The sequence below is a fragment of the Zeaxanthinibacter sp. PT1 genome (genome assembly GCF_028464225.1).
Lineage (GTDB): Bacteria > Bacteroidota > Bacteroidia > Flavobacteriales > Flavobacteriaceae > Zeaxanthinibacter.
The window spans coordinates 66813-81396 of sequence record NZ_JAQPCN010000006.1; the positions used below are offsets into that span (position 1 = coordinate 66813).

Genomic DNA, 14584 nt, shown 5'->3' on the forward strand with positions numbered 1-14584 from the left:
ATAATGAAGTCCCGTCTTCCTTATACCTTAACAATAAGATATTTCCTGGTAATGCTTCTGCTTAGCTGCCTTGGCGGCTGCAAAGAACAGCCTCATGATGAATCATCGATAGCCGACGCTGAACAACAGCAGATATTTGAGAGGGTAGATCCGGCCACCAGTGGGCTATGGTTTAGCAATGATATCAAGGAAAATCTTAACACCCTCGAGAATCTCTTTAATTTTGACTACTTCTATAATGGCGCCGGTGTAGGTGTTGAAGATTTGAACAATGATGGACTGCTCGATGTCGTATTTTGCGGCAACCAGGTAGGCAATAAGATCTACCTGAACAAAGGAGATCTGCAGTTCACAGACATTACAGAGAGTTCAGGGATTAATATCGGCAAGAACTGGTCTAACGGGGTCACGTTTGTGGACATCAACAATGATGACTGGATGGACATCTATATCTCCCAGGGAGGACCAAACCCCAGGTTGAGCAGGAAGAACCTGCTATTCATCAATCAAAAAGACGGGACCTTTAGCGAAGAAGCCGAGCAATACGGCCTGGCGGACATGGGTATAAGTACCCAATCTGCCTTTTTTGATTACGATAATGACGGGGACCTGGACTGTATCGTGATGAACGAAAATGAATTGTACGGGGTAGATCCCATCAACCTGTACAAAATGATAGCGGAGAACAAGGAAGCGGAATACTTTAACAGCTCTCACCTTTATCGCAATGACGGAGGAGTCTTTACCGACGTCAGCCGGCAAGCAGGAATACTTCGCCCTATTTTCGGGCTCGGTCTTATGGTGTCAGACATCAATACCGACGGTCTTTTAGACATCTATATCGCAAGTGATTATTATATCCCGGATGCTCTTTTTATCAACCAGGGTGATGGCACTTTTAAGGATGAGATAAAAGAATTCACTCAACAGATCTCCTATTATGGAATGGGCATTGATGTAGCCGATATCAACAATGACGGCATGGAGGATATCTTTGTCCTGGATATGGCTTCCAGTGATCATTACCGCGCAAAAACCCTGATGGCATCGATGAGCACGGACAGGTTTGATTACCTGGTAAATAAAGCGGATTTCCACTACCAGTACATGTTCAATTCACTACAGCTGAACCTGGGCAATTCGCACTATAATAACATTGCCCATATGCTGGATATGGGAAGCTCTGACTGGAGCTGGACCGTACTGATGTCTGACCTTGACCTTAACGGGGACAAAGATATTTATATCACCAACGGGTATCGCAGGTATGCCCTGGACAATGATCTGCAGCAAAAAGTCTACAAGGCCCGCCAGCGCTATGGAGACGAGGTGCCCATAGAGGTGAAAACTCAGCTTTATAACGCCATGCCTTCTGAAAAACTTCCCAACCTCGTATACCAAAATTCAGGAGAGCTTAAATTCCATGAGGCCGGCCAGGAATGGGGGCTAAACGATCTTTCTTTCAGTAATGGAGCTGCCTTGGGCGATCTTGATAACGATGGTGACCTGGACCTTGTGGTAAACAATATGGACGAAAATGCTTTCCTGTACCAGAATCGGTCTGCGGATAAGAAATCCTCCAATTTTCTCAAGGTAAAGCTCGCTTCGGAAGATTTCGTCAAGGTAACCGTTAAAGCAAATGGGCAACAACAATTCATTGAAACCAAGCGGGTACGGGGGTATATGTCTGCCCAGGAAAATTCGGCCCATTTTGGGCTTGGCTCGGCTACTAAGGTAGATACATTGATTATCGAATGGCCTGATGGCAAACAAATCAGGAAATTTGGCGTTGCCAGCAACTCTGTGATCACCGCAAAGCGGGAAGAGGCTGAGTTTACAGAAGAAGCAAGGCCGCAATCACCCTATTTCAGCGCCCTGGACCGGGCAACTGTTCAATTGGATCACAGGCACCGGGAAAACGACTATGATGATTTTGAAATGGAAGTACTTCTCCCCTACAAACAGTCGACCATGGGGCCTGCACTGGCCAAGGCAGACGTGAATGGGGATGGATTGATCGATCTCTATATCGGTGGCGCTTCAGGACAGAGTGGTGCCCTGTTCATACAACAAGAAAGCGGATTTAAACAGCTGAATATAGAGGCCTTCCAAGAAGATTCCAGGCAAGAAGATACTGCAGCCGTCTTTTTTGACCTGGAGGGAGACGGGGACCTCGACTTGTATGTAGTGAGTGGCGGAAACGAATATGAACATCATTCCTCCTACTATGCGGACCGAATTTACCTGAATTCCGGTAATGGGAATTTCAGCAAAGCTGAGTTGCCTGTGCTGCAGAGTTATGCTGAAAGCGGGCATACGGTTACGGCCATAGACTATGACAAAGACGGTGACCAGGACTTGTTGGTGGGAAACCGGATCATCCCCTGGAATTTCCCACGCCATGCCCCCTCTACCTTATACCGGAACGATAATGGAACCCTGGTTAACGTGAGTGCAAACGTAGCTCCCGGTTTGGTGGATTTTGGGATTATCAATGACATACAGGTTACCGATTTTGACCAGGATGGCTGGGATGATTTCATCGCGGTGGGAGAATGGAGTCCCATAGGTTTCTTTAAAAATGAGCAGGGAACTTTCAGGCTTGTGAAAGACACCCCGGGTTATACAGGAGAAAAGGGATGGTGGTTCTCTATCACAGAGACCGATGTCAATAATGACGGCTTAAAAGACTACGTCATCGGTAATGCCGGCAAGAACATCAAATTTAAACCTTCCCCGGAGAAACCTTTTAAGGTATTCGCTACCGATTTTGATAAGAATGGCACCAATGATATCGTATTGAGTAAAATTTATAACGGTAAATATGTCCCCGTTCGTGGGCGGGAATGTTCCTCCCAGCAAATGCCGCATATCAAAGAAAAATTTCAAACCTACCGTGAGTTTGCAGGAGCTTCCATTGGGGAAGTCCTGGGTAAAGAAATTGATAACTCCTACACCAAAGAAGTTACAGAATTCAGATCTCTACTCTTGATCAACAAAGGGAATATGAAATTTGAAAAGGTATCACTCCCCGAACAGGCACAAGCTTTTCCCATAATGGATGCTGTATCCATGGATATTAACCAGGACGGATATGATGACATGCTTGTTGCCGGCAACCTTTACGAAACCGAGGTAGAAACCCCCAGGCTTGATGCACTTTCAGGGGTTATCCTGATATCAGATACCCAGGGAGGCTATAACTCTGTATCTTACGCCCGATCAGGAATTTATGCAGCCGGAAACATAAAACGAATGGTCAGCCTTCCCATGAAGGAAAAAAACCTGCTGATCATGGCGAGGAACGACGATTTTCCTTTACTTTATAAGTTCAACGAAAGTCATTCCCCTATAATCCAAAATCCTAAAAATTGAAAAAACTAGTTTTATTTGCAACTACGTTCTGCGCCGCAGCGGCCATGAGCGCACAGACCTCAGGTCAGATCCCCACCAACCTTTCAAGCGGTGGCTCCAGTTTTGGCGGGAACGCCGCCCAGATCCAGGGACTGCTTGGAAATATCAATGAAGCACAGCGCAAACGCACCTTTGAAAGTGATGACTTTAAAGGCTCCCCGTATACCTCCGATATTTTCCTCCCCGCCACTATGTATTACGGGGACGAAAAGATGGGGCAACTATTCTATCGCTATAATGCGCTGAACGAAGAAATAGAGATCAAGATAGATAACCTGCCCAATGAACCTATCCAGGCATTAGCAAGGGATAAACAGATCCGGGTAATGACCGGGAAGTATCCACTTTCTTTCAAAACATTTATTGACAAGACCGGAAAGACCATGAACGGGTACCTGGTCACCCTGGCCGATGAGGGAGATTATAAGTTATTCCGCCGTACCCGAGTAAAGTACACTGAAGGGATGAAGGCCCAGAATTCGTTCGTCAAAGCAGTTCCCAGTAAATTCACCCAGTTCACGGAATACTTCTTACAGGTTGAAGGAATTGATCGCATTGACGAGATCAAGAATAAAAACAATGCCTTAATCTCCAGGGTGAAAAATGAAGATAAGGCATCGCTTAAGGCATTTCTGAAAGAAAAAGGCCTGAATATTAAAAATGAGGAGGAGTTTATTATTGCCGTACAACACCTCAATTTAAACTAACCCGGTTATACATAAAAGAAATACCATGAAGGCTTTCAGAATACCCCTACTGCTTTTTATATGTACGTGTAGTTTACTGCTGGTTTCATGTGAAAAAGATGATCCGGCTCCTAAAGAACCCGAAGCCATACCGGAAGAACCTGTTCTTGAAGAAGAGGAAGAAGAGGAGGAAGAACAAGGGGGTAGTGAAACACCGGAAAGCCCAGTCACCTTCTTTTTTCCTGACCTGGTGATGGACAATTACATCCTTGTGAACAATGCAGCCTCCAATGAAGTCTACATTATCAATAAGCAGGGAGAGCGAGTTTATGACTGGGCATTGAGCAACAACATTGGTAATGACGTATTTCTTCTGCCTGACGGAAGACTATTAGCTTCCCTGGAAGCTGATGATGTGAAAATGGCCTTAGGGGGACAGGGAGGCAAATTACAATTTGTGGCAGCCGACGGTACGATCGAATGGAATTTCGATTATTCTTCTGAAGAAGCGGAATTACATCACGATGCGGAATTGCTTCCCAATGGAAATGTAATTGCCATGGTTTGGGAAAAAATACCCCAAGCCGAAGCAGAAGCCGCAGGCTCGGGACATGGGATGGATGTATTCGTAGAGGGAATTATCGAAGTTAACCCCCAAACCAATGAAATTGTCTGGGAGTGGCATGTCATGGACCACCTCGTGCAGGAATTATTTCCTGACAAACTCAATTTTGGCAGCGTTGCAGAAAATCCCCAAAAGGTAGATCTCAATTACGTATCCCATGAAAAAGGCGATATTATGCATGCTAACGGCATCGCCTATGACCCTGAAAACGACCTTATTTTCCTGAGTGTAAATTTCTTTTCTGAAGTATGGGTAATTGACCATAGTACAACCAGCGAAGAAGCTGCCGGTGAAAATGGAGGTAATTACGGCAAAGGGGGCGACTTAATATACCGTTTCGGAAACCCGGAAGCTTACCAAAACACGGCGGGAACACGATTATTCAACAATAATCATTTTCCGAATTTACTTAGCGGAGAAGATAGCGGGAAGATGCTGATATTCTCCAATGGAATAACTCAATCCACCGTATACGAACTTCAGCTACCCCCTTCCTATTCCTTGCAGCCTGGAGTTAATAACGAACCTGTTGTAAGCTGGAGTTTTACACATCCCGATCTCTATTCTCCAAAAGTATCCGGAGCAGTGCCATTACCTAATGGAAATATCATGATCACAGAAGGTGATTATGGTATCTGGGAAGTTACCCGGGATGGCAAAGTAGTATGGCAATACCATAGTCCCGGCTTTTACTGGAGAGCTTATCATTACGATAAGACGGCACCGGAGATCAATGCGCTAGGTCTGAATTAGATTAAAATGGCATTGATATAGTAAGTCATTAGCACAACACAAATTAAAATTGTTGGGTTACTCAAGGTGCTACCTCTCACATTACTGAAATACTAAGTAGTTTACAGAATAAAGAAACTTCTCACTAGGGAAGTTTCTTTGTTTATAATACGCCCAACCCCCACTTAGAAACATTCCCTTTCTTACGCTCCAAAATACCTTTCACAAACCCTCATTCGCAATTTTCTTCCGTTCAAATTTCATCGGAAAACACAATATCCTCCCAATCAATTGTTTAACTATTTCTTAAAAATATAGCTAAATATTTAGATTATAGTCGACTATTTAACGAAATCCGTAACTCTGAAAATATAGGAGTCTTACTGCCAGGGATTAAGAAAAAACCGCGTTTAACAAAGTATTATAAAGACTTTAGCATTTATAAATTAACCAAAAAAACATGCTTAACTGACTATCAGAATAGTATGCATTTTTAGACCAGATAGTTAAACAAATCATTGACATCCTAAGCTATTATTAAGAATTTCGAGGCGCTAAATCAAAATATCAAATAATGAAAACAAAACTTAGTGGAATTCTGACGCTATTCTTAGCGTTGATTGCGCAAGTCACCTTTGCGCAAGACAAAACGATTTCCGGTACGGTGGTAGACCAATCCGGCCTCCCATTACCGGGAGTTAACATCCTGGTTCAGGGCACTGTGAACGGTACCCAGTCCGACTTTGACGGGAACTATTCGATCCAGGCCAGTGAAGGACAGGTATTGCTCTTTACCTATATCGGCCAGAAGGAAGTTGCCAAGGAAGTGGGAACCGGAAATACCATAGACGTCCAGATGGAAGAAGATGCCCAGGCATTGGACGAAGTTGTGGTTACCGGTCTTGGAATCTCAAGGGAAAAAAAGTCTCTTGGTTACGCAGCCCAGGAACTGGAAGGCGAAGCTGTTAATACTGTAAAGGTAGACAACGTAGTAAATTCACTTTCAGGTAAAGTAAGCGGAGTACAGATTAAAGCCAATAACAACTTTGGTGGATCTGCCAACTTCCTGATCCGTGGGGTGAGTTCCCTGACAGGGAACAACCAACCCTTATTTGTAATTGATGGTATCCCGGTCTCTAACAGGATCAACAACTCCGCTGCACAGCAGGGAGGTAGTACCGGTTACGATTACGGTAACGCCGCATCGGATATTAACCCAGATGATGTTGCTTCTATCAACATCCTGAAAGGTGCAGCTGCATCTGCCGTATACGGTTCAAGGGGATCTAACGGGGTAATCATCATCACTACCAAAAAAGGGAAGGCAGGAAGCACTAAAGTATCTGTTTCTTCCGGGGTCACTGTAGGACAGATCGATAAATCGACTTTCCTTGATTACCAGGATGAGTACGGTGCCGGATATGGTCCTTACTATGGGTCTACGGGTTACTTTGAAGATATCGATGTTAACGGGGACGGTACAGACGATCTTGTAGTTCCAACCTATGACGATGCCTCCTATGGAGGTCGATTAGATGGCCGACTTGTTTACCAGTGGGACGCTTTTGTTCCTGAATCAGATAACTACCTGAAAGCTACGCCTTACGTAGCCGGAAAAGCAACCCCGGTCGACTTTTTCGAGACTTCTTACCAGATGAACAACTCGGTTGCTGTTTCAGGTGGGAGCGAGAAAATGACATATCGACTTGGGTATACTAACTTCGAAACCCAGGGAATGCTTCCCAATTCGAATCTGAACAAGAACACTTTTAACCTCAGTGGTACACTTAAGGTTAACGACCGTTTTGATGTTGGTGCTAATGCCAACTTTATTGTTCAGCGTACCAAGGGTAGGAACTCTACCGGGTACAGCGATAACCTGATGTCGCAATTCCGCCAGTGGTGGCAGGTAAATGTCGATATCGATGACCAGAGAGAGATCTATGAGCAAACAGGTCTTAACTATTCCTGGAACCACGAAGGCGCCTTGGGTGGATCTGTCTTGCAGCCACATTACTGGGACAACCCTTACTGGACACGTTACAAAAACTTCCAGACAGACCGCAGGAACCGTTTCTACGGTAATCTTTTTGCCACTTACCAACTGACCAACTGGTTGGATGTTACTGCTAAAGGAGCTGTTGACACCTACACGGAACTTCGTGAGGAGCGTCGTGCAGTAGGATCCGTTGCAGCGCCCTTTGGCCTGTTAAGAGATTCTGAATCTTCGGGGTATGACCGTAAGGACATTACTTTTTCAGAATACAACTACGACCTGATGTTCAACGTGAACACCACCCTGTCTGATGATATTACCCTAGCCGGGGTAACAGGTATCAACCTGCGTAGGGAAACCTATAGCTTTTACGAGCAGTCTACTGCCGGTGGACTGATCGCACCAGGACTTTACTCGCTGGTAAATTCAAGGAACCCGGTACCTAAGCCATTAGAGGTTCTGCAGAAAAAAGAAGTAGTAGGATACTACGCCCAGGCTTCACTTGGATTCTGGAATAAGCTATACGTAGATCTTACAGAACGTTTTGATGTTTCCTCTGCACTGCCAGATGGCAACAACAGTTACAACTACTACGGAGTTAGTTCCAGTTTAGTGTTTGACGACTTCATCAATGCACAGTGGTTGAACTTCGGTAAGATCCGTGCAGGATACGCAGAAGTAGGAAACGACCTGCCTGCAAATAACGTTTTTGACACCTACGACATCCTGAATAACTTTGGAACCTCTGTCATTGCTTCTTTCCCAGGAACTAAGCAGAATGCAGACCTAGTACCGGAGCGCACTAAGGAGATCGAATTTGGTATTGAGACAAACATGTTCAACAGGCGCTTAGGATTAGACATCACGGCCTACAAGAAGAACACTGAAGACCAATTGTTACCGGTATCCCAAACAGCGGCCACAGGATTCTCCAGGAGATGGGTGAATGCCGGTGAGATCGAGAACAAGGGTATCGAGGTTGGATTAAACGCTGTACCGGTGCAAACCGAAAACTTCCGTTGGGATGTAATCGTAAACTGGTCCAGGAACCGTAACAAGGTGATCAGCCTGCTCGGTGACCAACAAAACCTACAACTGAATTCCTTCCAGGGTGGTGTCTCTATCAACGCAACCTTAGGTGAGCCATACGGTACTATCCGCGGAACCGGTTTTGAGTTCCTGAATGGACAACGCGTGGTTAACTCTAGCGGTTACTACAAGGCGGTATCAGACCAGGTGATCGGGAATGTAAACCCTGATTGGACCGGTGGTCTAACCAACCGATTCAACTATAAGGATATCACCTTAAGTTTCCTTATCGATGTTCAGCAAGGTGGAGATGTATTCTCACTGGACAACAGCTATGGAAAAGGAACCGGGCTTCCTTATTTCACCGCCGGGCTTAACGAACTTGGAAACCCGGTAAGAAACCCCGTCACAGACGGTCCTGACAGCGGTGGTATCCTGAACGAAGGGGTTACCGAAGACGGACAGCCTAACACCACCCGTGCTCGTGCAGACTTCTACGGAGGTGCGTTCTACTGGGGTAACTCTAGCAGGAACCCTAATGCCCTTAATGTTTATGATGCTTCTTATGTAAAGCTGAGAGAACTTTCTATCAGTTATAAGCTGCCTGTTAAACGTTGGTTCAATGACGACCTTTTCTCAGGAGCAAGTGTTTCATTAGTCGGTAGGAACCTTTGGATCATTGACAAGAATGTTCCTTTTGCCGATCCGGAATCAGGACTTGGAGCCGGTAATGTTCAAGGATACTTATCCGGGTCTTACCCAACATTAAAAACCGTTGGTCTTAACCTTAATCTAGAATTTTAATAGTACAGGAATGAAGAAATATATTTTAACAACAATTGGTGCACTGGCATTTATGGCCTCGTGTACGGTGGATGAAAGTCTGAACGTAGACACTAAAAATCCATCAGCAGTCCCCGGTAGTGCTTTGTTCACTAACGGAACCCGGAACATGTTCGACCTCTTGAATTCATCAAGTGTAAACAACAATGTATTCAGGCTGTATGCTCAATACTGGGCACAGACCACTTATCCCGATGAGAGCCAGTACAACCAGACTGGTCGTAATATTGGCGGTAGTATATGGAACACCCTTTACAGGGATGTATTACAGGATCTTAAAGGTGCTCGCGAGAACCTGATCGCAGATAACCAGGTAATCCCGGATCCAAACCTGGAAAACAAGTTGGCGATCATCAACTTCATGGAAGTATACGCATACCATATCCTGGTAGATACTTTTGGCGATGTACCTTACGCTGAGGCCCTGGATCCTGCGAATACTACGCCAGCCTACGATTCTGGCCCTGCAATCTACGACCAGCTCTTGGCTAACCTGGACGAGGCAATCGCCAATATGGACGGTGGATCAGGTTTTGAAGGAAGCCAGGATCCTATCTATGACGGAAATGTTGCCCTTTGGAAAAAAGCGGCGAATTCCCTGAAACTGAGATTGGCTATGCGTCTTGCTGATGTAGAACCTGCCGTATCCCAGCAATTAGCTGAGTCTGCTGCAGCCGGTGAGCTTATCCTTGATAACTCGGAAAACTTCGGGATCAAGTACCTTGCCTCTGCCCCTAACACCAACCCACTTTGGGTATCATTGGTACAGAGTGGCAGGAACGACTTTGTAGGAGCAGATACATTTATAGACAGGCTGAACACTCTTGATGATCCACGTCGACAGTATTACTTTGAAACAATTGAAGGAGAATACGTAGGTGGAGAATACGGCAGTGCCAACTCTCCGGCAAGCGCTTCTTCAATTGGTGATCTTTTAAAGCAGCCCGATCTTGTCGGTAATATCATGACGGCTGCAGAGGTAAACTTCTTACTGGCAGAAGCTGCAGCACGTGGTTACGCTGTAGGAGGAACCGCAGAGGAATTCTACAATGCAGGAGTTACAGCCTCTATCCTTGAATGGGGAGGAACACAAGCTGAAGCTGATGCTTACCTCTTACAACCAGAAGTTGCCTACGCAACAGCTTCCGGTGATTTTGAAGAAAAGATCGGGACCCAAAAATGGATCGCGATGTTTAATATTGGTTATGAAGGCTGGACCACCTGGAGACTCCTGGATGAGCCGGCACTTAATGCTCCTGAAGGGCAAACAGTAGCTGATATCCCGACAAGGTTCTTATACCCATTATCAGAAGCAACGCTGAACGGGGAAGAGCTTAATAAAGCCCAGTCTGCTATTGGTGGAGATGAAAAGACCACTAAGATCTTCTGGGATGTCGACTAATCTTTTTGAATTAGGTTAATCAATTAAGGCTGTTGTTCTGCAACAGCCTTTTTTTATGACCTCTGAATTGCGCCGTTTAAGTAAATTTGCATGCTCACTCCACCCTCCTTACCAAGCTAATATTCTTATCACACTACAGAGTCATGGATTCTGATGTATGGCATTAAAAGAAGATAACAAATTACCTACCTTTGCGGCATGGAAAAAAATACCGAGATCTATGGCCTGAGAGCAGTCATAGAAGCAATACAGGCTAATGAACCTATAGACAAGGTTTACCTTCAGAAAGGATTACAGGGTGCACTTTACAAAGAATTGGAGACCCTGATCCGTAAAAACGGCATCAGCACATCATATGTTCCACTGCCGAGGCTTAATCGTTTTACACAAGGTAATCACCAGGGGGTCGTTGCTTTAACTTCTCCCATCGCTTTCCATACTTTTGAAACCCTGGTGGAAGAACTGAGCGAAAGGGACACCCCTCCCCTGCTGTTATTATTGGACCAGATCTCGGACGTCCGTAATTTTGGTGCTATCATTAGAACTGCCGAATGTACCGGCGTGGATGCCATAGTGATCCAGAAAAAGGGAGCAGCTCCCGTCTCTGCAGATACCATTAAAACCTCTGCCGGCGCTGCATTCAGGGTACCTATCGCTAAAGTAGACCACCTGAAAGACGCAGTATTTTATTTACAATCGTCAGGGTATAGGGTGATCGCAGCCACGGAAAAAACGAACCAGTCCCTATACGATGTGTCATTTACCGGACCGGCGGCCATCATCATGGGATCCGAGAATACAGGTATCAGTCCTTCTATTTTAAAAAGTGCGGATGAGCTGGCCAGGTTGCCCCTCAAAGGGGAAATAGGCTCGCTGAACGTCTCTGTAGCTTGTGGTGTGTTCCTGTATGAGGCACTGCGGCAAAGACAGGCCTAATCCTGTTCCTCTTTATTCTGATCTGAGGGCTTATAGGTATAGCGATATTCAACCTGTGGAGGATCCTCTTCTTTTATAGTTTCTATAAAGTTACCATCCTCGTCAAATTGGCGCATGAACTCATCTGAAGATTCATCGTAGTCGTCCGCTTCCCAGGCATATTTCCTGCTCACCGGCACCTTGGCCTTTAAGAGGAAAGCCAGGAGAAACCCGCTGAGGAACCCACCCAAATGACCTTCCCAGGAAATCTCTTCTTTCAATGGGAAGATATACCAAAGTAGCCCGCCGTAAATAAACACTACTGCCAGGGAAAGGGCAACCAACCTGTAGTGCTTGGTATTTATCCCTTTAAAAAAAATAAAACTCGCCAATACATAGATAAGTCCACTGGCACCGATATGGTTAGACGGCCTGCCAATAATCCAGGTGATTAGCCCGGATAGTACTATTCCCCACAGCAGGACCTTGAAGGAGACATCCCTGTAGAAGTAAAACAAGGATGCCAGTAAGATGATCACGGGGAAGGTGTTATTGTATAAGTGACGGACCGATCCATGGATAAAAGGGCTGAATACTATTCCTTTTAGACCCGAAACAGTACGAGGGTAAACTCCAAATTCGTTCAGGTTAACCCCAAAGCGGACTTCGATATAAAAAACAGTCCACATGATGAGCACCATGATCATCGGAACCAGGATCACCGCAGGGGTGTACCGAAATTGAGAATACTCTGCCATGGGCTGAAGTTACATTATTTCAACAAAATTCTTAAGCTACACCATGCATGCACCGCATTTTTTGTCGGCTTAATTGTGTTATTTTTGCCCTATGAATAAACCTCTTGCAGAACGGGTCAGACCAAGGACCCTTGATGACTATATAAGCCAGCAACACCTAGTGGGGCCCACCGGCGCCTTGAGTAAGCAGATCAGGAGTGGCATGTTACCCTCCCTGATCCTCTGGGGACCTCCCGGAACCGGTAAAACCACTCTTGCTCAGATCATGGCCGAGGAGAGTAAACGTCCTTTCTACACCCTTAGTGCCATCAATAGCGGTGTCAAGGATATCAGGGAAGTCATAGAGAAAGCGAAAAAGGGAGAAGGCCTCTTCACGACAAAAAATCCTATCCTATTTATTGATGAAATTCATCGCTTCAGTAAATCACAACAGGATTCGCTCCTTGGGGCCGTAGAAAAAGGTTGGGTAACCCTTATTGGGGCAACCACCGAGAATCCAAGTTTCGAGGTGATCCCTGCCCTCTTGTCCCGCTGCCAGGTTTATATTTTAAAAGCCTTTGGCCAGGAAGACCTGGTAAGCTTGTTACAACGGGCCATGGCCAAGGACGATTATTTGAAGAACCGGAAAATTGAACTAAAGGAAACCGAAGCATTGCTTCGCTTATCCGGGGGTGATGGTCGCAAACTGCTGAATATTTTCGAGTTGCTGGTTACCTCTGAAGAAGGAGATCCTGTAATTATAACAGACGAACTGGTTTTTAGTAAGATCCAGAAAAATACCGTACTCTATGATAAAACCGGGGAACAGCACTACGATATCGTTTCAGCATTTATCAAATCTATTCGTGGAAGTGATCCTAACGCTGCTGTTTACTGGTTAGCGCGAATGATAGAGGGGGGTGAGGATGTAAAATTCATTGCCCGCCGCATGCTTATCGCGGCTTCTGAAGATATCGGGCTTGCAAACCCTACGGCCCTGGTCATGGCCAATACCACTTTCCAGGCAGTAACCACCATAGGATACCCGGAAGCGCGCATAATCCTCAGCCAGTGCGCGATATATTTAGCCACCTCCCCTAAGAGCAACGCCAGTTATATGGCGATCAACCGCGCCCAACAAGCCGTTAAAGCTTCGGGGGATCTGTCTGTACCCCTGGCGCTCAGGAATGCTCCTACACAGCTGATGAAAGACCTGGACTACGGGAAAGAATACCAATACGCACATGACCATCCCAACAATTTTGTCAATGCTGAATATATGCCTGATGAGCTGAAAGGAAAGACGCTTTACGAGCCAGGTAATAACCAGCGCGAGAATGGAATTAAAACATTTTTACAGAATCGCTGGAAGGATAAGTATAAGCTTTAGAATTTGATTTGAAGTTCCTTAGCCACCAGTTCGCCATCCAGGTAGTATTCCCAGGTCCAGGTACCATCTCTTTCAAAGACCAAACCCTGTAGCTCCCCATAAGTTGCGAGGTACACATCGGGCATGGAAGTTTTATAGAGCTTAACCCGGATAGCAGGCGTACTGTCTACCAATTGGTAACCCGTATCTGTAGATTGCGCATACAGTACTTCTGTAGTTATATCTCCGTCCTCTTTGGAAGAGCCGGTAGAGACACCGCCGGGTTTGGTATAAGTAGAAGGAACCGGCCTTTTATCTTCATAGCGCTGAACTTCCGGAGTGGCCTCCTGTATTACCGGTTTTTCTTTTAAAGGCTTCCTCTCTGTCTCTTCTATGTTTCTCACGTCGTCTTTAAAACTTACGGTAATACCTTTATCCTGTGTTCCTGCAGCAGGTTCGTATGTATACCCAAGGACACTCAGTGATCTTAAAGCCTCACGAATTGCTTCTGTATAGGCTTCCTGGTATTCTTTTATCTTATTAGAGGCCATCTTGGTGGCAAATACCTCCGCCCCGTTACAGTCTTTAAATATAAACCGAAGCTTGGTACTGAACAGACCCGAATTGTCTTCCAGATGCATATTCACCCCCAGGCATTGATTGCCAGCCAGGTCGGCCGGCAGATCATTATCGTACACAGCCTTAAATCCATCTTGCTGCAACAGGTATTTTACCAGGGTACTGCTCGAATATTTGTTCGGCTTATCAAAAGCCTCGAACTGAACCGGTACGATCACGTATTTATATGGATTTAACTGAGCTGACATTGAGCTACA

General features: G+C 45.5%; 9 protein-coding genes. 7 read left to right on the top strand and 2 right to left on the bottom strand.

The annotated features are described in order from the left end of the window. Positions 1–51: 51 nt before the first annotated feature. From PP178_RS13840 to rlmB, 6 genes are all read left to right on the top strand, one after another. Complete coding sequence (locus PP178_RS13840; protein WP_272594950.1) at positions 52–3375, top strand: VCBS repeat-containing protein; 3324 nt, start codon at positions 52–54, stop codon at positions 3373–3375. Beyond that, positions 3372–4121, top strand: a complete 750-nt coding sequence (locus PP178_RS13845) for a hypothetical protein (RefSeq protein ID WP_272594951.1) — start codon at positions 3372–3374, stop codon at positions 4119–4121. Before PP178_RS13840 ends, PP178_RS13845 begins: the two co-directional genes overlap by 4 nt. Before the next feature lie 25 nt (positions 4122–4146). Then, entirely contained in the window at positions 4147–5478 is a 1332-nt protein-coding gene (locus tag PP178_RS13850) for an aryl-sulfate sulfotransferase (protein WP_272594952.1), read from the top strand. Between the two features lie 553 nt (positions 5479–6031). Continuing rightward, positions 6032–9286: a SusC/RagA family TonB-linked outer membrane protein gene (locus PP178_RS13855; protein ID WP_272594953.1), complete on the top strand. Its 3255-nt coding sequence runs from the start codon at positions 6032–6034 to the stop codon at positions 9284–9286. A 10-nt stretch (positions 9287–9296) separates the two neighbouring features. Then, positions 9297–10727 carry a SusD/RagB family nutrient-binding outer membrane lipoprotein gene (locus PP178_RS13860; RefSeq protein WP_272594954.1) on the top strand — a complete coding sequence of 477 codons (1431 nt, stop codon included), beginning with the start codon at positions 9297–9299 and terminating at the stop codon, positions 10725–10727. 198 nt (positions 10728–10925) lie between these two features. Next, entirely contained in the window at positions 10926–11663 is a 738-nt protein-coding gene (gene rlmB, locus PP178_RS13865) for a 23S rRNA (guanosine(2251)-2'-O)-methyltransferase RlmB (RefSeq protein ID WP_272594955.1), read from the top strand. Here rlmB and PP178_RS13870 read toward each other — a convergent pair. After that, complete coding sequence (locus PP178_RS13870; protein ID WP_272594956.1) at positions 11660–12400, bottom strand: rhomboid family intramembrane serine protease; 741 nt, start codon at positions 12398–12400, stop codon at positions 11660–11662. The two genes, rlmB and PP178_RS13870, sit on opposite strands and share 4 nt — an antisense overlap. A 91-nt stretch (positions 12401–12491) precedes the next feature. On the opposite strand from PP178_RS13870, the gene PP178_RS13875 reads away from it, so the two are divergent. Then, positions 12492–13769, top strand: coding sequence for a replication-associated recombination protein A (locus tag PP178_RS13875; RefSeq protein ID WP_272594957.1), 1278 nt, complete (start codon positions 12492–12494; stop codon positions 13767–13769). On the opposite strand, the gene PP178_RS13880 is transcribed toward PP178_RS13875, so the two are convergent. Continuing rightward, complete coding sequence (locus PP178_RS13880; RefSeq protein WP_272594958.1) at positions 13766–14575, bottom strand: hypothetical protein; 810 nt, start codon at positions 14573–14575, stop codon at positions 13766–13768. The two genes, PP178_RS13875 and PP178_RS13880, sit on opposite strands and share 4 nt — an antisense overlap. Positions 14576–14584 lie beyond the last annotated feature (9 nt).